Here is a 21,206-nt window from a genome sequence, read left to right on the forward strand (position 1 = left end):
TCATCCCTTCACCGCACCCTCCAGACCCTCGCTGTGCAGGAAGAGCCGCTGGAAGAGGAGGAAGAAGAGGATCGGGAGCGCGGCCGAGATCGCCATCGCGGCGAGCAGGACGGAGAGGTCCGTGGCCGGCGCGATCGACGGCAGCCGCACGGCGATGGGCTGCTTGGCCGGGTCCGGCAGGACGATCAGCGGCCAGATGAAGTCCTTCCACGCGGCGAGCACCGCGAAGACCGAGACCACCCCGAGCACCGGCCGTGACATCGGCAGGACGACCGACCAGAACAGGCGGTACGGCCCGGCACCGTCGATCCGGGCGGCGTCCAGGATCTCGCGGGGAAGGCTGTCGAAGAAGCGCTTCATGATCACCACGTTGAAGGCCGAGGCGCCCGCGGGCAGGAAGGCACCGGCGTACGTCCCGACCAGCGACCAGTGCACGACCGGCAGGCTCAGCACGGTGAGGTAGAGCGGGACGAGGAGCAGCACGATCGGCACGAACATGGTGGCGAGCACAGCGCCGTAGAGCACCCGGCCCATCCGTGGGCGCAGCACCGAGAGCGCGTAGCCCGCGGTCGTGGCGACCAGCACCTGGACGGCCCAGGAACCGGCCGCGATGACCACCGTGTTGACCAGGTAGGACGACAGGCCCAGCTCCGTCCACGCCTGCCACAGGATCGAGAGGTCGGGGCCGTTCGGCCACAGCGCGATCGGCGAGCGCAGGGTGTCCTGGGTGGGCGTGACGGCCGACTTCGCCAGCCACAGCAGCGGGCCGAGGCAGACGACCAGCAGCACCAGGAGCGTCCCGAGCTGGACAACGCGGACACCCCAGCGCACCGACGTACGCCGCCGGTCGAGGGAGGAGACGAAGCTCATCAGTCGCTCCATCCGCGCGTCAGCCGGAAGTAGATCCACGACAGCAGCGCCAGGCCGACCGCCATCATCAGGCTCAGCGCGGTCGCCGGGCCGTAGGCGCCACCGCCGGTGGTGCTGCCGAAGGCGTACTCGTAGATCAGCAGAAGCAGCGTCAGCGAGGCGTGCGAGGGGCCGCCGCCGGTGAACAGGTAGGGCTCGAGGAAGACCTGGGCGGTGCCGATGATCTGCAGGATCAGGGTGATCAGCAGCACCGGGCGCAGGTGCGGCAGGGTGACGTGCCAGATCTTGCCGAGCACGCCCGCGCCGTCTGCCGAGGCGGCGTCGTAGAGCTCCTGCGGCACCGTGGTCAGCGCGGCGAGGTAGATGATCACCGTGCCGCCGGCGGCGGCCCAGGTCGCCTCCATCACCAGCGAGGGCAGCACCCAGGAGGCCGACTCCAGCCATGGCACCGGCCTGAGCCCGACCCATCCCAGCACGGTGTTGAAGACACCACCCTCCGAGGCGTCGTAGAAGGTCTTCCACAGCAGCACCGCCACCGCGGGCGGCACCACGACGGGCAGATAGGCCAGGCCCGCGTAGAGTCCGCGCAGCCTGCGCAGCGAGCTGAAGACCACCGCCATGACCAGCGGGATCGGATATCCGACGACGAACGCGATGCCCGCGAAGACCGCCGTGTTGCGCAACGCCACCGGCAGCAGCGGGTCGGCGAGCACCGTGCGGAAATTGTCCAGGCCCACCCACTCCGCGGGCCCGACGAGGTTCGTGTCCTGCACGCTCATCACCACGGTCCGCACGATCGGCCACCACGAGAACAGCCCGAAGACGAGGAGCATCGGCAGCAGGAAGACCAGGGTCGCCGCGCCGCCGCGCCACCACCTCGCGAGCACGGTGGCGGACGACGTACGCCGGCGAGCCGGCCCTCGCACGAGGGCCGGCCCACCCACCCGGGACATGTCGGCGGTCACGCTCAGCCCTTGTCCAGGATCTGCTGGACCGAGGCGTCGGCGTCCTTGAGCAGCGCGGCGATGTCGGCGTCCTCGTCGCTGAGCACCTTCTGCACGACCGGGTCCAGCGCGCCGTACACGGCCTGGGTCTGCGCGGGTGGCTCGGGGATCAGGGAGAGGTCGAACATCCGCGAGGTGTAGCCGGTCATCTGCTCCAGCGGCACGTTGACGTAGTCCTTCACCCAGCCCTGGTAGGTGGTGTACGAGGCCTCGTCGAAGATCGGGAAGGTCGGCGTCCCGACGGGCTGGTCCGCCGCGGTCTGGGTCTTGGCGTCGGCGACGGCCGCCGACTCGTCGGTGTACCTGCGGACCCGGAAGAAGTCGGCCCAGGCCACCGCCGCCTCTGCCTCCGCGTCGCTCGCCTTGGCGCTGACCACGTTCACCGAGCCGCCGCCGAGCACGCCGGCGTCGGCCGAGTCCCCCAGCGGGACCGCGGTCAGTCCGTACGTCTCCGGGTCGATCGCCGAGGTGGTGACGAGGGAGTTGTAGACGTCGGAGCCGCTGATGAACATCCCGACCTTCCCGGCCGCGAACGCCTGGTTGATGCTGTTCCAGTCGTAGGCGGTGTTGCCGGAGAACGACTCGTCGGTCCAGCGCATGTCGTGCAGCAGCTGCAGCGCCTGCTCGGTCTGCGGGTTGTCGACGGTGGCGGTGAACGTGTCGCCGTCCTGCGTCTCCATCCGGCCTCCGAGGGCGTAGGTCAGCGTGGTCAGGATCCAGCCGCCGGTGTTGGACGTGGTCATCTCGGCGTACCCGGTGGCACCGGTCCGGTCGTGGATCTGCTTGGCGGCGGCGCGCAGCTCCTCCCACGTCGTCGGCGGCTTGTCCGGGTCGAGGCCGGCCTTCGTGAACAGGTCGCGGTTGTAGTGGAGCGCGTTGGCGTAGACGTCCGAGGGCAGGCCGTAGACCTTGCCGTCGGTGCCCTGCGCGGCGGCGAGCACGTTCGGGTTGAGCTCGTCGAAGTAGGGCAGCTCGCGGATCTCGGCGTCCACGTCGGCGACCTGGCCACGCTCGACCAGGCCCTTGGTGTCGGTGAACGGCACCCGGAAGGAGATCGGCAGCGTGCCACCGGCGAGCTGCGCGGGGAACGTCTGCGCGTTCCACTGCCACTCCACCGGCTTCACGGTGATGTCGGGATGCTCCTTGTTGAAGGCCGCGGCCTGCGCCTTGACGGCGTCGATCGTGGCCTGCTTGTCGCCGGGCCGCCAGCCCTCGACGGTGATGGTGACGCCGTCGCCGTCGTCCGACGTCTCGCCGCAGGCGGCGAGCGAGCCGAACGCGAGAGCCGCGACCGCGGTGAGCGCGACGGTGCGCAACCGAGTGGATCTCATGGGTCTGTCTCCTGGATGTTGTGGTGGGGTCTCAGGTCGTGGGCCGCAGCCAGACCGCGGCATCGGGGGCGAGCCGGCCGGCCTCGAGAGGCGAGCTGGCCAGCCAGACGTGGTCGCTGTGCGGCAGCTCCACCGGTGCGTCGGTCAGGTTGACCACGCAGGCGAAGTGCGCACCGCGACGAAAGGCGAGGATCCCGGGAGCCGTGTCGATCCAGCGGAAGTCGCCGGTGGCGAGGTCGGGATGCGTACGCCGGATCAGCAACGCCATCCGGTGCAGGGACAGCATCGAGCGCGGGTCCGCCGACTGCGCCTGCGCCGTCAGCCGCGCCCAGCCCTCGGGCTGCGGCAGCCACGTGGTGGTGCCCGGTGCGCTGAAGCCGTACGGAGGCCGGTCCCCGCTCCACGGCAGCGGCACCCGGCAGCCGTCCCGGCCGGGGTCGACGCCACCGCTGCGGAAGTGCATCGGGTCCTGCACCCGCTCCGGCGGGATGTCGGCCTCGTCGAGGCCGAGCTCCTCGCCCTGGTAGAGGTAGTAGGCCCCGGGCAGACCCATCGCGAGCATCGCCGCCGCCCGGGCCCGCCGCTCACCGAGAGCGCGATCGGTCGGGGTGCCGAAGCGCTTGGTCTCGAACGCGAACGCGGTGTCCGCGCGGCCGTAGCGCGTCACCAGCCGGGTGACGTCGTGGTTGGAGAGCACCCAGGTCGCCGGGGCCCCGGCCTCGCCGTGCACGCGCAGCGTGGTCTCGATGGAGGTCCGCAGCGCCGCGGCGTCCCACGGCGCCGTCATGAAGTCGAAGTTGAACGCCGCGTGCAGGACGCCGGGCCCCAGGTAGCGGATGAACCGGGAGGTGTCCGGGAGCCAGACCTCCCCGATGAGGGCCCGGTCGGGTCCGTATTCCTGGGCGATCCGCCGCCAGCCGCGGTAGATCTCCTGGAGCTCCTCCCGGTCGACGTAGGGGTGCTCGCCGGGCCGTGGATCCTCCGGCACCTCGGGGAGGGCCGGGTCCTTGGCGAGCAGGGCGGCGGAGTCGATCCGGATCCCGGCCACCGCCCGGTCGAACCAGAACCGAAGGATCTCCTCGTGCTCGCGGCGTACGTCCTCGTGCTGCCAGTTGAGGTCGGGCTGCTCGGCGGAGAAGAGGTGCAGGTACCACTGCTCGGGGACGCCGTCGGGTCCGGTCAGGCGGGTCCAGGCAGCGCCGCCGAACTCCGAGGTCCAGTCGTTGGGCGGTTGCTCGCCCCCGGGGCCACGCCCGTCCCGGAACCAGAACCGGTCGCGCTCGGGAGCACCGGGCCCCGCCTCGACCGCGGCCCGGAACCATCGGTGCTGGTCGGAGACGTGGTTCGGGACGACGTCGATGATCGTGCGGATGCCGAGCTCGAGGGCGTCCTGGATGAGTGCCTCCGCCTCGGCGAGGTCGCCGAAGACGGGGTCGATCGCGCGGTAGTCGGTCACGTCGTAGCCGCCGTCGGCCATCGGCGAGGGGAACCACGGCGTGAACCAGATCGCGTCCACCCCGAGGTCCCGCAGGTAGGTCAGGTGGGCTCGCACGCCGGCCAGGTCGCCGGTGCCGTCGCCGTTGGCGTCGGCGAAGCTGCGGGGATAGATCTGGTAGATCGCCGCGGAGCGCCACCAGTCGGCCGGGCGCTCCGTGAAGACCGGAAGCGCGGCCGGTGCCGGCTCGCTCTGTCGAGGTTCCGTGGCGGTCACGGGGCCTCCCTTCTCAGCAGCTCACAGTCATGTGACGGCCGTCACCGTGACGGCGTGCTGAGACCGTAGAGCCAGCATCAGAAGCGACGCAAGAACTTGACAGAACGTAATTAATTTCAGGACTTTGCGCGGTGGCTTGCAGGTCCGGTCGACCGCCGGACCACCAGCTCACCCTCGAAGAGCAGCTCGTCGACCGGTCCGAGCGTGCCGTCGATCTGGCTCACCAGGAAGTCGACCGCCGCGCGGCCCATCGCCTCGATCGGCTGCCGGATCGTGGTGAGGGGCGGGTCGGCGCAGGCCATGAAGGCGGAGTCGTCGTAGCCGATCACGGACACGTCCGCCGGGGTCGACAGCCGGGCCCGGCGGACCGCCCTGACCGCTCCCAGCGCGAGCGGGTCGCTGGCGCACACGATCCCGGTCACGCCCGCCTCGATCAGCCGCGCCGCAGAGGCCTGCCCACTCTGGAGGGAGTAGAGGCTGCGTACGACCAGGTCCTCGTCGAACGGCACCCCGGCCCGGTCGCAGACCGCCCGGAAAGCGGCCAGCTTGCGCTCGGAGGGAACGTGGTCGCGCGGGCCCAGCACCAGCCCGATCCGCTCGTGACCCAGGGCCAGCAGGTGCTCGGCTGCCTGCTCCATGGCGTCGGCGTCGTCGCAGACGACCCGTGGGAACGGCAGATCGTCGATGGCCGCATTGATCAGCACGACTGGAAGGTTGCGCCCGGCCAGCCGGTCGTAGTGGGCATGGTCGGCGTCGCGCTGGGCATAGGTCCCGCCGGCGAAGACCACGCCGGCCACCTGCTGCTCGAGGAGCAGGTCGACGTACTCCGACTCGGTCACGCCGCCGGCGGTCTGCGTGCACAGCACCGGGGTCAGCCCCTGTTGCGCCAGGTTGGCGCCGAGGACCTCGGCGAGCGCCGGGAAGATCGGATTCTGCAGCTCCGGGAGCACGAGACCGACGAGCCTCGCCCGCTCGCCGCGCAGCTTCACCGGTCGCTCGTAGCCGAGGACATCGAGCGCGGTCAGCACCCGCTCACGGGTCGCCTCGGAGACTCCCGGCTTGCCGTTGAGCACGCGGCTCACCGTCGCCTCGGAGACCTTGGCGCGGGCGGCTGCGTCGGCAAGACGTCTACTCATGAACGCAAGAATATAACTGCTTTACGCAAGCTGTCTGCAAGCGCCGCCGATCTTGACCGGCAATTAGATAAGTGATTTAGTCACTTCCTGTGACCAGCAACACACCATCGCTCTCTGAACGCATCGCCGACGGGATCGTCGCCATGATCGAGGCCGCGGGCCTGGAGCCGGGCGACGCCCTGGCCTCCTCGCGCGAGCTGGCCAAGCGGTTCGAGGTGACCACACCGACGATCCGGGAGGCGCTGCGCCGTCTCGAAGCCACGGACGTGATCCGCTTCCGGCACGGCTCGGGCACCTACGTCAGCGGCGGGGTGAACCGGCGGCTGCTGGTCAACCCCCATGTCTCCGAGTCCCGCAGCGAGTCGGTGCTCGAGCTCCTCGACGCCAGGATCGTGCTGGAGCCCCCGGTCGCGGCGGCGGCCGCCGCGGCGCGTACCGACGACGACCTCGCCGCGCTGACGCTCTCGGCCGACAACTCGCTCAAGCCGCAGTACGCCGACGAGCGCCCCGAGCTGCACTTCCACGTCGCGCTCGCCGGCGCCTCCGGCAACCTCCTGCTGCGCGAGACGATCGAGGCGCTGCTGCAGGTGCGGGCCCGCGACCAGATCGAGATCCGCCACCGCTACACCGACCGCGACCGCGACCACGCCGACCACCTCCGCATCGTCGAGGCCGTACGCGACGGCGACCCCGACGCCGCGGCCGCCCTGACCCGCGAGCACCTGCTCGCGATCCGCGACGCGATCGCCGCCACCCTCGGCACGGAGCAGTCCCGATGACCGCGAGGCTCGCGGAGATGACCACCCACGAGGCCGCTCGATCGGCCGAGGCCGGGACGGTCGTGGTGATCCCCGTCGGCGCGTTCGAGCAGCACGGCGCAGGGCTCCCGCTGGCCACCGACCAGATCCGCGCCGAGGCGCTCGCCGAGGCCGTCGCCGAGGCGCTCCCGGGCAAGGTGGTCATCGGACCCGGCGTACCCGTCGGCGTCTCGCCCCACCACCAGGCCTTCGCCGGCACCGTGAGCCTGCGGCCGACGCTCTTCGCCGCCGTCGTGCGGGAGTATGTCGAGTCGCTGGCCGCCCACGGGTGGCGGCGCTTCCTGGTGATCACCGGCCACGGCGGCAACAACGCCACGCTCGGCACCCTGGCCCAGGAGCTGCTGCGCGACCGCCCCGACCTGGAGCTGGCCTGGACGCCGGTGACGACGCTGGCCAAGGACGCCGTCGCGACCATGGAGCTGAGCCCGGTCTCCGGTCACAGCGGTGAGGCCGAGACGGCCCAGATGCTGCACGTCGCGCCCCACCTCGTACGCCACGACCTGCTCGCCCCGGGCACGACCACGCCCGACGAGCTCGATCCGCTCGCCCGGCTGGCCCGCTCGGTGAGCCAGCCCGCCTTGGCCCTCCCCTACGACCGCCTCTCCCCCACCGGCGTGCTCGGCGACCCGCGCCGCGCCACGGCCGAGGACGGCCGCGCCATCCTCGCCGAGGCCACCGACCGCATCGTCGGCTTCATCAAGGAGTGGCTCGACACCTAGGCCACCCGCCCACCCCATCAGCTCGGGACCCCGACCGGGACGCACACCGCGTCGCCGGGCGATCCAGCACACCCGAAAACGCACCGATCCGCCCCAAGGAGCACCCATGTCCCCACGACAATCCCGCCTCCTGGCTCCGGCCGTCGCGGTCGCGGCCGTCGCCGCGCTGTCCCTGGCACCGACCGCCACCTCCGCCCTGACCCGCGGCTCCGTCCAGGACCAGGCAGCCGGCGAGACCACGCCCTGCGCCAAGCCCACCGACCAGGAGCCCGACAGCAGCCAGAAGTACGAGCTGACCAGCGGCGACCTCGAGCGCAGCTATGTTCTCCGCCTCCCGGAGGGCTACCAGAAGCGCGCCGACTGGCCGCTGATCGTCGCCTACCACGGCCGTGGCAGCACGGGCGTCGAGGTCGAGGGCTACTCCGAGCTCTCCGACCTCCCGGCGGTGGTCGCCTATCCCGACGGCGCCATCGGCACCGGCTCGGGCTACCGCAAGGCCTGGCAGGGCGCTCCGTACGAGGCGCCGGGCGTCGATGACGTCGCCTTCACCCGCGACCTGCTCGCCGCGATCGAGGCCGACCACTGCATCGACACCTCTCGCGTCTACGCCACAGGCAAGTCCAACGGCGCCGGCCTCACGGCCCTCCTCGCCTGCCAGCTGCCGAACACGTTCGCGGCGATCGCCCCGGTCGCGCCGGCGCTCTACCCGGGTGCCCGGGTCGGCTGCGAGGAGGCTCCGCCGACACCGGTCCTGGAGATCCACGGCGTCGCCGACGCGACCATTCCCTACGCGGGCGACCCCGACCGCGACCTGCCCGCGATCCCCGAGTGGGTCCAGGGCTGGGCCGACCACAACGGCTGCACCGCCTCCACCACGCGCACCCACCGCGACATCGAGACCACCCGCTGGACCGGGTGCGACCAGGGCGCCGAGGTCCAGCACGTCGCCGTCGACGGCGGTGGCCACGTCTGGCCGGGCGGCGACATCTACTCCGGTGGCGGCCACGTCACTCACACCATCGAGTCCGCGACGGTGATCTGGGACTTCTTCTCCCGCCACCGCCTCACCAGCGAAGGGTGACTCCCATGACCAGCACCGCAACCCCGACCGGCAGCGAGAGACTGCCGTGGATCATCCGCGCCATGGGCGTGGTCGAGCGCGTCGGCAACGCCCTGCCGCACCCGTTCTGGCTGTTCTGGATCCTCGCCGGGATCCTCGCCGTGATCAGCGCGATCTGCGCCGCCGCGGGCGTCTCGGTCATCTCGCCCGGTGACGGCGAGAGGGTCGTCGTCCAGAGCCTGCTCAGCGGCGAGGGCCTGGCGATGGCCACCTCCACGATGGTCTCCAACTTCGCCGAGTTCCCGCCGATGGCCACCATCGTCGTGGTCATCATGGGCGTCGCCGTCGCCGAGCGCACCGGCTTCCTCACCGCCGCGATGAAGACCGGCATCTCGCGCGTGCCGGTAGGCTGGGTGGTCTTCGCCGTCGCGTTCACCGGCACCGTCGCCCACGTGGCCTCGGCGGCTGCGTACATCATCCTGGTGCCGCTCGGCGGTCTCGCCTTCCGCGCCGTCGGCCGCTCTCCGATCCTCGGGATCGTGGTCGCCTACACCGCGATCGCGAGCGGGTACGACGCCAGCCCGATCCCGACTCCCAACGACGCGATCTTCGCCGGCATCACTACCGCAGCGGCCCAGATCGTCGACGAGAGCGCGTACGTCTCCCCCGTCAGCAACTGGTTCTTCAACATCGCCTCCTCGGTGCTGCTGGCCGCGGTGATCACCCTGATGACCAAGTTCGTGCTCTCCAAGCGGCCCGACCTGGACGCGGACGAGGATGCCGACGACGGCGACTTCGGGTCGCTCGAGCTCGACGGCCGTGAGCGCCGGGCGCTGCGCTGGTCGCTCCTGGCCCTGCTGGCCGCGATCGTGGTGATCGCCGCCGTCGTGATCCCCGGCGGATCGCCGCTGCGCGGCGAGGACGGGTCGCTGACCGAGTCGCCGTTCCTCACCGGCATCGCCGCCGTCGTCGCGGTGCTCTTCGGCCTCGCCGGCATCGTGTACGGCACGCTGTCGGGCTCGATCACCAAGGCCGGCGACGTGCCGGCGCTGATGGGTCAGGGGATCAAGCAGATGGCGCCGGTGCTGGTGCTGTTCTTCGCGATCGCCCAGTTCCTGGCGTACTTCGAGTGGTCCCACCTCGGCGACGTTCTCGCGGTCAACTCCGCCGAGGCGCTGGAGACCAGCAACATCCCGGTATGGGTGGTGTTCCTGCTCGTGCTGGCGCTGCTCAGCGTCGTCAACATCATGGTCACCAGCGGCTCGGCGATGTGGTCGATCGCCGCGCCCGTCCTGGTGCCCATGCTGATGCTGCTCGCGGTGCCGCCGGAGACCACCCAGGCGCTCTTCCGGATCGCCGACTCCGGATCCACCGCGATCACCCCGATGAGCCCCTACTTCGTGATGGCCCTCGGCTTCCTGCAGCGCTACCGCAAGGACGCCGGCATCGGCACCCTGGCCTCCTACACGCTGCCGCTCGCCATCGCGATGAGCCTCGCCTGGACCGCGCTGTTCTTCCTGTGGTGGGCGCTGGGCATCCCGCTCGGCCCGGGTGCTCCGGTCCGCTGACCCCCTGCGACGAGGCCCGGCGACCTGTGGAGGTCGCCGGGCCCTGTCACGCCTTCGGGGTGGATCAGGCGAGCCGCTCCAGGAGCGCCTTCGCGGTCGAGACGCTGGACTGCGGGTTCTGGCCGGTGATCAGGGTGCCGTCGACGACGACGGTGTCGCTCCACGGCTCGCCGGTCTCGGCGATGCCGCCGGCGGCGCGCATGCGCTGCTCCACGGAGAACGGGATGCTGTCGCCGTAGCCGCCCTGCTGCTCCTCGGTGTCGGTGAAGCCGGTCATCCGGCGCCCGCCGAAGAGCCAGCCGCCCTCATCGGTGGCGGCCAGGAGACCGGCGACGCCGTGGCACAGCGCCACGACCGGGCGGCCGGCGGAGTCGGTGGCGGTCAGGATCGCAGCGAGCGCGGGGTCCTCGACCAGGTCCGCCATCGGGGCATGGCCGCCGGGGATGTAGACGGCGTCGTACGCCGCCGGGTCGATGTCGGCGAGCGCGAGCGGGTTCGCCAGCTGCTCCTCGAGGGTGGCGAGGTAGGCACGGAAGCGCTCGGCGTCCTCGGGCTGGACGCCGCCCTGCTCGCTGAGCGAGAGCGCGTCGACGGTGGGCTTGCGGCCGCCCGGGGTGGCGATGTCGATCTCGACGCCGGCTCCGGCGAGCGTCTCGTGGGAGGCGGCGACCTCCTCGGCCCAGTAGCCGGTCGGGTGCTCGCTGCCGTCGGCGAGGACGAGGGTGTCGGCCGCCGAGACGACCATCAGTACGCGTGTCACGAGTTGTTCCTCCAGGTTGTGGTTTGGTGATGACGTAACGACGGCCTTCCCCCGCTTCAGTCCCGGCCCGCCCTGACAGGTCATAATGATTTCTATGACCTCGCTCGATCTCTGGGAGGCGTTCGCGCACGCCTACCGGGAGCGCTCGATCAGCGCCGCGGCGCGTCGGCTCGACCTCTCCCAGCCGGCGGTGACCGCCCGGATCCGCAAGCTCGAGCACGAGCTCGGCGCGACCCTGTTCGAGCGCTCGCGGACCGGGCTGGTGCCGACCGAGCGCGCCGACGCTCTCGCCGCCCGGATCACCCCGCTGGTCGACCAGCTCCGCGGCGCCGTCGGCACCGAGCCCACGATCGGCCCCGCGAACGTCCGGATCGGCGGCGCGGCCGACGTGATGGGCGCCCGGATCGTGCCCGCCCTGGCGCCCCTGGTGCGCGACGGGCTCGACGTGTCGGTGGCCACCGGCCTCGCCCAGGGCCTCCTCGACGACCTCGCCGGCGAACGTCTCGACCTGGTCGTCTCCTCGGTACGCCCCGGCGACGAGCGACTGCGGTCGACCGCGCTGGTCGACGAGGAGTTCCTCCTCGTCGCGGCCCCGGCGGTCGCGGCGCGGGTCGATCCCGCCGAGCTGGCCCAGGACCCGGTGCGCGCACTCGCGAGCGTGCCGCTGGCGGCCTACTCCCACGACCTCCCGATCATCCGGCGCTACTGGCTCACCGAGTTCGACGAGCGACCCACCAACCGCACCGCGCTCGTCCTCCCCGACCTGCGCGGCATCCTCCGTGCCGTCGTCGCCGGCATCGGCGCCTCGGTCCTGCCTCGCTACCTGGTCGACGCCGCGCTCGCCGACGGCACCGTCGTACGTCTCCACGAGCCCAGGCTCGGTCCGCTCAACACCCTCTGGCTGGTCACCGGGGCCAGCCCGTCACCGGCGGTCGGCCACGTCTGCCGACACCTGGGCGCCGAAGCCGCCGGCTGGGCGAGCACCTGACGCCGCTCAGTAGGCCTTCCCCGGGTTGAGGATCCCGCGCGGATCGAGGGCGGTCTTGATGGCTCGGTGCACGCCGAGCGCGTCCGGGCCGACCTCGCGGGCGAGCCAGGAGCGCTTGAGCAGGCCGATGCCGTGCTCGGCGGTGACGGTCCCGCCGAGGTCGAGCGCGATACCGAAGATGTCGTCGCCGGCGGCGAGGACCTCCGCGGGCACCGGCCCGGACGGGTAGCCGATCAGCGGGTGCAGGTTGCCGTCGCCGGCGTGGGCGAAGGAGTAGATGCGTACGCCGCGGCGGCGGGCGACCTCCTCGACGCGGGCGAACGCCTCCGCCAGTCGGGAGCGGGGCACGCAGATGTCCTCGATCAGCACCGAGCCCTGGGTCTCGATGGAGGGAAGCGCGAGACGGCGGGCCTCGACCAGCCTGGCCGAGGCCTCCTCGTCGACACCCCGCTCGATCCAGGTCGCCTCCTTGCCGAGCACCTCGGCGATGGCCTCGATCTCGGACTCCGCGGCGGGGCCGTCGGCCTGGGCGATGACCAGCGCTCCACCGCGCGCGGCGTACGCGGTCCCCTGGGCGTCGTCGACGACCTGCAGGGTGGCCTGGTCGAGCAGCTCGAGCATCGCCGGCTCTCGCCGGTCCTGAGCCAGCGCCGCGCAGGCCCGCGCGGCAGCCTCCACCCCCGCGTAGGCCGCGGCCACGGTCAAGGTCCGCTCGGGGAGGGGACGCAGTCGCAGCGTCGCGCCGACGACCACGCCGAGGGTGCCCTCGGAGCCGACGAAGAGGCCGGTGAGGTCGAGGCCGGCGACGCCCTTCAGGGTCGACCGGCCGGTGCTGATCAGGGTGCCGTCCGCGAGCACGACCTCGAGGCCGAGCACCGAGTCGCGGGTGACGCCGTACTTCACGCACCGCAGCCCGCCCGCGTTGGTCGCGATGTTGCCGCCGATCGTGGAGATCGCGGCCGAAGCCGGGTCCGGGGCATACCGCAGTCCGTGCTCGCCCGCGGCCCGGTCGAGGTGGGCGGTGATGACGCCGGGCTCGACATGGGCGGTCTGGTCGACCGGGTCGAGCGAGACGATCCGGTCCAGGCCGCTCACGTCGAGCACGAGCGCACCCGGCGCCGCCACGGCCCCGCCGGCCAGGCCGGTGCCGGCGCCACGAGGCACGACGGGTACGCCGTGCTCGAAGGCCAGCCGGAGCGTGGACCGGACCTCTCCGACCGAGGTCGCGTGGACCACCACGTCGGGAATCCCCTCGGCCACGATCCCGGAACGGTCGACGGCGGCCGCGGCACGGTCGGCCGCGCCGGTCGAGACCCCCGGCACCGCGGCGGTGAGCTCGGCGAGGAACCCCTCGGGAAGGGTCACCGGCCGACCCGCCGAACGATCACCGGGAGGTCAGCGCCCAGCTTGAGGCGCTCGAGGAAGAGGATCACCGTGGCCGCGACCGAGCGGTGGGTGACGTCGTTGAGGATGTCGTGGCGGCCACCCTCGACGACATGCTGCTCGACGGTCGAGGCACCCACCCACGGCTTCAGCGCCTCGCCGACCGGGGTGAGCTGGTCGTCGCGGCCATGGACGACCAGCAGCGGCACCTCCGGCACGCTCAGCGAGATCTCGTCCCACGGCAGCTGAGCCGTCAGGGCGCCGCGCGCGAAGCCGTCGTCGGCGGAGATGGTCCCACGGTAGGTCGGGCAGGCGCTGCGTACCTCGAGCTCGTCCTCCCACCCGGCATCCGCCTCCCCGGAAGCCGTGCCGGGCAGCGCGAGACCGGCGATGACGGCAGCGTCGACCGGCAGCTCGCCGACCAGCAGCGCGGCGAGGGTGGCACCGGTGTCGGAGCCGACCAGCACCTTCGGACCCGGCAGGTCCTCATCGGCCACCAGCGCGGAGACCGCCGCCCGCGTGGCGTCGAGGTCGTCGAGGTCCACCTCGACGACCCGAACCTTGTAGGCATCGGCGGAGATCCGGCGGCCGAAACGGGCGTACGTCGCGGCCGTCTCGCCCCTCCCGGTGAGCAGGATCAGGGTGCCGCGAGGAGCGACGCCCTCGGGCTCGTCCCAGGCGTGGGGCAGGTCGGTCACGGCGATGGCAGTCATGCCCACCATGCTCGGGGCGGGTGGGCGGTGGCGTCCAAGACCAATCTGCTCACCTGATCCATCGCCGATCGTGATCGGTATCTGAGAGGGCACGACACGAATCCCGCAAAGGCCCCACACTAGATATATGAGTATTTCGCTGGACATTGAGCACCTGCGTACGCTCGTGGCGATCGCTGAGAGCGGAGGGTTCACCAAGGCGGCGGCGGTGAGACACATCAGCCAGCCCGCACTGAGCCAGCACGTACGACTCCTCGAGCGCACCCTGAAGCGCCGTCTCTTCGAGAAGGACGGCCGCACCATGCGGTTCACGCCCGACGGCGAGCGGGTGCTGGTCGAGGCGCGCAAGATCCTGGCCACCCACGACGCCTCGCTCGCACTCCTCGAGGTCGCCAACCCGACCACGATCACCGTCGGCTGCGTCGAGCACGCCGTCGAGCAGATGCTCCCCGAGCTCCTGCGCACCCTGACCCAGGCCTTCCCGGAGACGGGCACCCGGTTCGAGATCGGCCGCTCGACCCAGCTCTACGACTCGGTCGCCAAGGGCTCGGTCGACCTCGCCTTCGTCCTCGACCCCAGCGGCCAGGCCGCCGGCCACGAGGTCGGTCTCCTCCCCCTCCACTGGTACGCCGCACCTCGCGAGCCGGTCGCCGAGGAGACCTTCAGCCTGGTCGCGTTCGAGGAGCCGTGCGGACTGCGCGAGCGGGCGCTGGCCCTGCTCGCCGAGGCCGGCCACCAGGTCGAGGTCACCGCGACCTCGACAACCCTGGAAGGAGTCCTGGCAGGCGTACGCGCCGGCCTCGGCACCGCCCTGCTCCCCGGCATCGGCGGCAGCCCGCACGGCATCCAGGAGCGCCCCGGCCTCCCGGCGGCAGGCACCGCCCACCTCCGGATGATCGCCCGCCGGGGACTCGACCCCGAGATCGAGGAGACCGCCCTGCTCGCCGGCCGCGACTTCCTGGCCGGAACCCCGAACCTGCGCCTGATCAGCAACGCATAAGCCAGGGCGAAGGATTCACATCCCACATTCCTGTTGGACGCCAAGGCCCCCACCCACCAGCATTGATGACTAAGTCAGTGGACTTTGTCGACTGAGCCCGTGCGCACCGGAAGGAACCCCTCGTGACCACCCCAGTCTTCGACGCCCAGATCCCGGCGACAGCATCACCCAAGGTCGAGTTCATCAGCCTCTCACATCTGAACCCGTCCACCGAGCTGAACCCGGTCAAGGTCCCCCACGGCATCGACCTGGACTACTTCAAGCGCTACGTGGCCACCCTGGAGGAGCAGGAGTTCGACTACACCCTGCTCCCCTACGGCTCGAACTCGGCCGACTCCTTCATCACCGCGGCCGCCGTCGGCACCCTCACCGAACGGATCCGGCCGATCGTCGCGCTGCGCCCCAACACCACGTTCCCGCTGGTCGCGGCCCAGAAGCTGGCCACGCTCGACCAGCTCACCCAGGGGCGCGCGGTCGTCCACCTGATCTCCGGCGGCTCCGACGACGAGCAGCACCGCCAGGGCGACTACGAGCCCAAGCCGCGGCGCTACGCCCGCACCGGCGAGTACATCGACCTGCTGCGCCGCGCCTGGACCGAGAAGGAGCCGTTCAGCCACGAGGGCGAGTTCTACCGGTTCGACGACTTCGGCCCGGGCTTCGCCACCTACTCCGGCGACCCGATCCCGATCTCCATCGGCGGCCAGTCGCAGGAGGCCTTCGACATCGGCGGCACCCAGGCCGACATCTTCTCCTTCTGGGGCGAGCCGCTGCCCGAGCTGCGCACGGAGATCGACCGGGTCAACGCGATCGCGGCGGCGGCCGGGCGGCCCGACCCGCGCATCTGGGTCACCTTCCGGCCGATCGTCGCCGCCACCGACGCGGAGGCCTGGGAGAAGGCCTACGACTACATCGGCAAGATCGGCGCGACCTACGAGAAGGCCGCCTACTTCACCCGCCGCCATCAGTCGAAGGCCACCAACATCGGCTCGGTGCGCGCCCTCGAGTTCGCCGGCGCCTCCGAGCGCTACGACCGCGCACTGTGGACCCGCACCGCCGCCGCGACCGGCGGCCAGGGCGCCTCCACCGCGCTGGTCGGCAGCCCCGAGACCGTCGCCGCCGCGATCCTCGACTACGTCGACGCCGGCGCCGACCTGGTCTCCATCCGCGGCTACGACACGCTCGCCGACGCCACCGACTACGGCAAGCACGTCCTCCCGCTGGTGCGCCAGGAGATCGCCCACCGCGAGGCGACCGGACGCCGCGGCAGCCTCCAGTCCGAGCACCTCGGCTACTACAGCGACGACTTCGTCGCCGCCGCGGACAGTGCTGCGGACAAGGCCGCGGACAGGGCCGCGGCCCTCGAGGGCGCCGGCGCATGACCGCGACCGACGACACCGGCAAGAGGACGTACGATCTCCCGGTCCCGGACCTCTCCGAGGCCGCGCTCGCACAGGTCACCGCGGAGATCGCCGAGCACGCCGCCGACTACGACCGCTCCGGCGAGGTGCCGGCCAAGGGCCTCGAGGCCGCGTGGCGGGCGGGTCTGGTGACGGCGACGGTCGGCAAGCGGTACGGCGGAGCCGAGGTCGGCACCATCGACTCGCTGCGCATCGTCCAGGCCATCGGCGAGGGTGACCCGTCGGTGGCACTGATCGTGGCCAACACGCTCTCGGCCCATGCCGCTCAGGCCGAGCTCGGTGGCTGGCACGACGCGCACTACGACGACCTGCTGGACCGCTCGACGAAGGAGCCGGCCTTCGTCAACGCCATCCGCGCCGAGCCCGAGCTGGGCGCCCCGGCCCGCGGCGGTATCCCGAAGACCACGATCACCCGCACCGAGAACGGCTGGCGCATCGACGGCCACAAGGCGTACGCCACTGGCGGGGCTGCCCTGACCTACCACAGCGTCTGGGTCACCGCCGACGAGCCGGACACCCCCTCGCACCGGCCGCGGGTCGGTCATGTCACCGTCCCCGGCGACGCCGAAGGCATCACCTGGGTCGAGACCTGGGACCACCTGGGCCTGCGTGCCTCCAACACCCACGACGTCGTCTACGACGGGGTCGAGGTGCCGTACGAGGCGTTCCGGGAGATCCCGCGACAGCCGGACGGCTCCTACCGCGACCCGGCGGCGACCGCCGGCCCGGGCAGCTTCGCGCACCCCGCGCTCTACATCGGCGTGGCCCGCGCGGCGCGCTCGGCCTTCGCCGAGTTCGCCCGCACCCGGGTGCCCAGCGCCCTGGGAAGGCCGATCGCCGAGACCGAGCGGATCCAGGCGGTCGCCGGGGAGATCGACCTGCAGATCGCGAGCGCCGAGGCGCTGGCGTACGGGACCCTGCGCCGGCTCGAGGCCGGCGACGACTCGGTCCTCCCCCAGCTCTCGGTGATCAAGGTCGCGATCGCCCGGGCCGTCGTCACCGCGACCCAGACCGCCGTCGCCGCGCTCGGCAACCCGGGTCTGAGCCGCAACAACCGTCTCGAACGCCACCTGCGCGACGCCCTCTGCATCCGGGTGCACCCGCCGCAGGAGGACTTCGCCCTCGTCCAGGCCGGCCGGCGCGTTCTCGGCGCGTGAGTCACCCACCCCCGCACATCACCGAAGGAACCCCATGAAGATCGCTCGACCCGTCACCCGTCTCGGCACCTGGCGCCGCAAGATGGCCCTCGCCGTCGCCGCGGCCACCGCAGCGGCCTCGCTGACCGCCTGCGGCAGCGCCTCGTCCGGAGCCTCGGGTGAGGGCCAGGTCACCTTCCTGCTCGACTCCCTCGGCAACTCCTGGGTGCCCAACACCTCCTCGATCTCCAGCTTCCAGGGCAACGTCTACAGCCAGATCTACGACAAGCTCGTCTACGTCGACGACCAGGGCAAGATCTCGCCCTGGATCGCCGAGAAGTGGGAGAACAACTCCGACTACACCTCCTTCACCCTGCACCTGAAGAAGGGCGTGACCTTCTCCAACGGCGACCCGCTCGACGCCGCCGCCGTGGTCGCCAACCTCGACTACTGGGCCAAGGGCCAGCCCGACCAGGGCATCGCCCCGATCAGCCTGTTCCCCAAGACGTACGCAGGGGCGAAGGCCGTCGACGAGACGACCGTCCAGGTGAGCTTCTCGGCGCCGACGCTCGGGTTCATCCCCACCCTCGGCTACGCCGCCAGCGCCCTGTTCGCGCCCAAGGCCATCGCCGGCACCGCCGAGGAGCAGGCTGAGCTCTCCACCAACTACGGCTCCGGGCCGTACGTCGTGAAGTCCTGGAAGGCCGACGACAACGTCGTCCTGGAGAAGCGCGACGACTACGAGTGGGGTCCCGAGGCGCTCGGCAACACCGGCCCGGCGAAGATCGAGCAGATCACCTACAAGGTCAGCCCCGACGCCGCCGTCCGCACCGCCGCGGTGCAGTCCGGTCAAGCACAGGTCGCCTACAACCCGACGCCGCAGCAGATCTCCGACCTCAAGGGCCAGGGTTTCAGCGTGCACACGCCCGTCTATCTCGGCTTCGCCTTCGGCTGGGCGCTCAACACCAAGACCGCGGTCTTCAAGGACCTGAAGGTACGCCAGGCCGTCCAGCACGGCATCGACCGCGACGAGATCATCGACACCGTCTACACCTCCGACTGGAAGCCGGCGAACTCGTTCTTCAACGACACCGTGCCCGGTGTCTCCGACCAGTCCGCGGAGTTCGGCTACGACCCCGACGCGGCCGCGAAGCTGCTGGCCGAGGCGGGCTACCGGAAGGGGTCCGACGGCGTCCTGGCCAAGGGCGGAACCCGGCTGGAGTTCACGCTCTACTCCAACCCCTACCTGCCGACCTCCAAGCAGGTCGACCAGCTCATCGCCACCCAGCTGGGCAAGCTCGGCTTCAAGGTGAGCGTGCAGACGTACGACGTGATCACCTACGGCGAGAAGATCACCGTCGGGGCGCCGAACGTGGCCGCCTACGAGGTCACCCGCTCGATCGGTGACGCCTCCACCGCGGCCAACGTGTTCACCGACGCCGACAGCGGGGAGAACTGGTTCGGCATCGGCGAGTCGGACACCACCATCAACAAGCTGCGCGACTCGATCCGGGCCGCGACCGATCCCGCCCAGCGTGACGCCGACCTGGCCGAGCTCCAGCGCCACGTGCTCGAGCAGGCCTACTACGTGCCGATCACCCAGATCGTGCAGCGGCCGCTGCTCGCCAGCCCCGACCTGAAGGGCGTCCGGACCGACAGCACGGCGTTCGCCAAGTTCGCCGCCGCCACCATCGAGTGAGCGCCGTGCGGAACTCCTACCCCGTCTTCGTGCTCCGGCGCATCGGGCAGGCGGTCGTGGTCATCCTGCTGGCCTACATCGCCACCTTCCTGGTGATCAGCGTGCTGCCCGGTGACCCGGTCTCGGGCATGCTGAACAACCCGGAGAACGGGTTCTCGCCCGAGCAGGTCGACCAGATCGTCTCCTACTACAAGCTCGACCAGCCCGTGCTGGTGCAGCTGTGGGAGTCGCTGTCCCGCTTCCTCACCGGCGATCTCGGGGTCTCGCTGCGCACCAACCTGCCCGTCGCTCCGATGATCGGGCAGGTCGCCGCCTCGACGTTCTCGCTGGCCGGGGCAGCACTCGGGCTCGCGCTCGTCCTGGCCTTCGCGGTCGGCTACGGTGCCCACGCGCTGCCCCGCTGGGCGGGCCGGGACCTGCTGCGGGCGTTCCCGTCGCTGTTCCTGTCGGTGCCCAACTACGTGGTCGGGCTGCTGGTGCTGATCTTCTTCTCCTTCCAGCTGCACCTGTTCTCGGTGATCGACTCCGAGACGCCCGTCGGCACCTTCTTCGCGGCGCTCACCCTCGCGATCCCGGTCTCGGCGCAGTTGGCCGAGGTGATCATCGCCAACCTCGACCACGAGTCCACCCAGGAGTACGCCACGGTGGCCCGCTCGCGCGGCCTGACCCAGGCGAGCCTCTTCGTGCGGCACCTGCTCAAGCCGGCCTCGCTTCCGGTGGTTACGGTCATCGCGCTCATCGTCGGCGAGCTGCTCGGCGGGGCGGTGCTGACCGAGCAGATCTTCGGCCGCAACGGGCTCGGCAGCCTCGTCCAGCAGTCGGTGACCACCCAGGACACCCCGGTGCTCCAGGCCGTGGTCTCGCTCTCGGCGGTCGTCTTCGTCGTGGTCAACCTGGTGGCCGACCTCGTCTACCCGCTGCTCGACCCACGCGTACGCCTCACCGAGACGCGCGCCCGGGCGACGGTCCCCGTCCCCGCCCCCGGCCGCGCCCCGGGCCCGTTCGCTCCCTCGGGACTCTCCACGCGGAAGGCAGGCTGAGGATGACCGTCGCAACACTCTCCAAGCCCGCGCTCGACGAGCCCCGCGCCGCCGGGCTCAGGCGGGTCCCGCCGACCGTCGCCGTCTCGCTGCTGTGGCTCGCGGTGATCGTCGCCTGGTCGTTGGCCCCGGGGCTGTTCACGAGCCACGACCCGGCCGCCGGCGTACCCACCGACAAGCTCCTCGGTCCCGGCGCCGCCCACTGGTTCGGCACCGACGACCTGGGCCGCGACCTCTTCGCCAGGGTCGTGCACGGCTCGGCCTCCTCGGTCAGCTCCGCGCTGATCTCGGTGGCCATCGGGGTCATCGCGGGCAGCCTGATCGGGCTGCTCGCCGGGTTCCTGGAGGGCTGGGTCGACACCGTGCTCGCCCGGTTCGTCGACGTCCTGCTGGCGATCCCCGGCTTCCTCTTCGCCGTCGTCATCGTCTCCGCGCTCGGGTTCAGGACCGTCAACGCGGCGATCGCGACCGGGGTGGTCGCGGTGGCGGTCTTCGCCCGGGTGATGCGCGCGGAGGTGATCAAGGTGCGCCAGGCGACGTTCGTGGAGGCGTCCTACCTGCAGGGCGGCTCCCGCCTGCAGATCCTGCTCACCCACATCCTGCCCAACGCCTCGCGCTCGATCGTGCCGCTCGCGGTGCTGCAGTTCGGCGTCGCGATCCTGGTCATCGCCGGGCTCGCGTTCCTCGGCTACGGCGACCCGCCACCCGCCTCGGACTGGGGCCGTCTCGTCGCCGACGGCGAGAAGTTCCCGTTCGCCCCGTGGATGATCTACGCCCCCGCCGCGGTCATCGTCGCCACGGTCCTCGCCCTCAACCGGATCAGCCGATGGCTGCGCCGGCCCGCCTGACCTC

Annotated in this window: 19 protein-coding genes; 11 read left to right on the forward strand and 8 right to left on the reverse strand. The window is 71.4% G+C overall.

All coding sequences use genetic code 11. The annotated features are described in order from the left end of the window. The 5 genes from HD557_RS14945 to HD557_RS14965 form a co-directional block, all read right to left on the reverse strand. On the reverse strand, positions 1-870 hold the full coding sequence (locus HD557_RS14945) for a carbohydrate ABC transporter permease (RefSeq protein WP_196874454.1): 870 nt from the start codon (positions 868-870) through the stop codon (positions 1-3). After that, positions 870-1,835, reverse strand: coding sequence for a carbohydrate ABC transporter permease (locus HD557_RS14950; protein ID WP_307785626.1), 966 nt, complete (start codon positions 1,833-1,835; stop codon positions 870-872). Before HD557_RS14950 ends, HD557_RS14945 begins: the two co-directional genes overlap by 1 nt. 2 nt (positions 1,836-1,837) lie before the next feature. Continuing rightward, on the reverse strand, positions 1,838-3,205 hold the full coding sequence (locus tag HD557_RS14955) for an ABC transporter substrate-binding protein (RefSeq protein ID WP_040756230.1): 1,368 nt from the start codon (positions 3,203-3,205) through the stop codon (positions 1,838-1,840). A 31-nt stretch (positions 3,206-3,236) separates the two neighbouring features. Continuing rightward, positions 3,237-4,916, reverse strand: a complete 1,680-nt coding sequence (locus tag HD557_RS14960) for a glycoside hydrolase family 13 protein (RefSeq protein ID WP_196874455.1) — start codon at positions 4,914-4,916, stop codon at positions 3,237-3,239. A gap of 116 nt (positions 4,917-5,032) precedes the next feature. Next, complete coding sequence (locus HD557_RS14965) at positions 5,033-6,052, reverse strand: LacI family DNA-binding transcriptional regulator (protein WP_196874456.1); 1,020 nt, start codon at positions 6,050-6,052, stop codon at positions 5,033-5,035. An 89-nt stretch (positions 6,053-6,141) separates the two neighbouring features. Between HD557_RS14965 and HD557_RS14970 the strand changes: the two genes are divergently transcribed. From HD557_RS14970 to HD557_RS14985, 4 genes are all read left to right on the forward strand, one after another. After that, positions 6,142-6,831, forward strand: coding sequence for a FadR/GntR family transcriptional regulator (locus HD557_RS14970; RefSeq protein ID WP_196874457.1), 690 nt, complete (start codon positions 6,142-6,144; stop codon positions 6,829-6,831). Then, a complete protein-coding gene (locus tag HD557_RS14975) occupies positions 6,828-7,589 on the forward strand; it encodes a creatininase family protein (protein ID WP_196874458.1) in 762 nt (253 codons plus the stop codon). The genes HD557_RS14970 and HD557_RS14975 overlap by 4 nt, the downstream gene beginning before the upstream one ends. Before the next feature lie 106 nt (positions 7,590-7,695). Next, positions 7,696-8,670: an alpha/beta hydrolase family esterase gene (locus HD557_RS14980; RefSeq protein WP_196874459.1), complete on the forward strand. Its 975-nt coding sequence runs from the start codon at positions 7,696-7,698 to the stop codon at positions 8,668-8,670. 5 nt (positions 8,671-8,675) lie between these two features. Continuing rightward, positions 8,676-10,217, forward strand: a complete 1,542-nt coding sequence (locus HD557_RS14985; RefSeq protein ID WP_196874460.1) for an AbgT family transporter — start codon at positions 8,676-8,678, stop codon at positions 10,215-10,217. Positions 10,218-10,281: 64 nt separating this feature from the next. Here HD557_RS14985 and HD557_RS14990 read toward each other — a convergent pair whose 3' ends face one another. Next, a complete protein-coding gene (locus HD557_RS14990; protein WP_196874461.1) occupies positions 10,282-10,977 on the reverse strand; it encodes a type 1 glutamine amidotransferase domain-containing protein in 696 nt (231 codons plus the stop codon). 94 nt (positions 10,978-11,071) lie between these two features. On the opposite strand from HD557_RS14990, the gene HD557_RS14995 reads away from it, so the two are divergent. Continuing rightward, entirely contained in the window at positions 11,072-11,965 is an 894-nt protein-coding gene (locus HD557_RS14995; RefSeq protein WP_196874462.1) for a LysR family transcriptional regulator, read from the forward strand. 6 nt (positions 11,966-11,971) lie between these two features. Here HD557_RS14995 and HD557_RS29030 read toward each other — a convergent pair whose 3' ends face one another. Next, positions 11,972-13,330: an FAD-binding oxidoreductase gene (locus HD557_RS29030; RefSeq protein ID WP_196874463.1), complete on the reverse strand. Its 1,359-nt coding sequence runs from the start codon at positions 13,328-13,330 to the stop codon at positions 11,972-11,974. Continuing rightward, the gene (locus tag HD557_RS15005) at positions 13,327-14,061 is read right to left on the reverse strand and encodes an alpha/beta hydrolase (RefSeq protein WP_231380299.1); all 735 of its coding nucleotides are present in this window, start codon (positions 14,059-14,061) and stop codon (positions 13,327-13,329) included. The genes HD557_RS29030 and HD557_RS15005 overlap by 4 nt, the downstream gene beginning before the upstream one ends. A 127-nt stretch (positions 14,062-14,188) precedes the next feature. Between HD557_RS15005 and HD557_RS15010 the strand changes: the two genes are divergently transcribed. The 6 genes from HD557_RS15010 (at position 14,189) to HD557_RS15035 (ending at position 21,202) form a co-directional block, all read left to right on the forward strand. Continuing rightward, the gene (locus tag HD557_RS15010; RefSeq protein ID WP_008361459.1) at positions 14,189-15,061 is read left to right on the forward strand and encodes a LysR family transcriptional regulator; all 873 of its coding nucleotides are present in this window, start codon (positions 14,189-14,191) and stop codon (positions 15,059-15,061) included. Between the two features lie 122 nt (positions 15,062-15,183). Further along, positions 15,184-16,440 (forward strand): LLM class flavin-dependent oxidoreductase, encoded by a 1,257-nt coding sequence (locus HD557_RS15015; RefSeq protein WP_008361460.1) that lies wholly within the window; start codon positions 15,184-15,186, stop codon positions 16,438-16,440. Further along, complete coding sequence (locus tag HD557_RS15020; protein WP_008361461.1) at positions 16,437-17,636, forward strand: acyl-CoA dehydrogenase family protein; 1,200 nt, start codon at positions 16,437-16,439, stop codon at positions 17,634-17,636. The genes HD557_RS15015 and HD557_RS15020 overlap by 4 nt, the downstream gene beginning before the upstream one ends. Before the next feature lie 34 nt (positions 17,637-17,670). Further along, positions 17,671-19,314: an ABC transporter substrate-binding protein gene (locus HD557_RS15025; protein WP_008361462.1), complete on the forward strand. Its 1,644-nt coding sequence runs from the start codon at positions 17,671-17,673 to the stop codon at positions 19,312-19,314. A 5-nt stretch (positions 19,315-19,319) separates the two neighbouring features. After that, a complete protein-coding gene (locus tag HD557_RS15030; RefSeq protein ID WP_008361463.1) occupies positions 19,320-20,354 on the forward strand; it encodes an ABC transporter permease in 1,035 nt (344 codons plus the stop codon). A gap of 2 nt (positions 20,355-20,356) precedes the next feature. Beyond that, positions 20,357-21,202 (forward strand): ABC transporter permease, encoded by an 846-nt coding sequence (locus HD557_RS15035; RefSeq protein WP_008361464.1) that lies wholly within the window; start codon positions 20,357-20,359, stop codon positions 21,200-21,202. Positions 21,203-21,206 lie beyond the last annotated feature (4 nt).

Origin of the sequence: Nocardioides luteus, assembly GCF_015752315.1 — a bacterium.
Lineage (GTDB): Bacteria > Actinomycetota > Actinomycetes > Propionibacteriales > Nocardioidaceae > Nocardioides.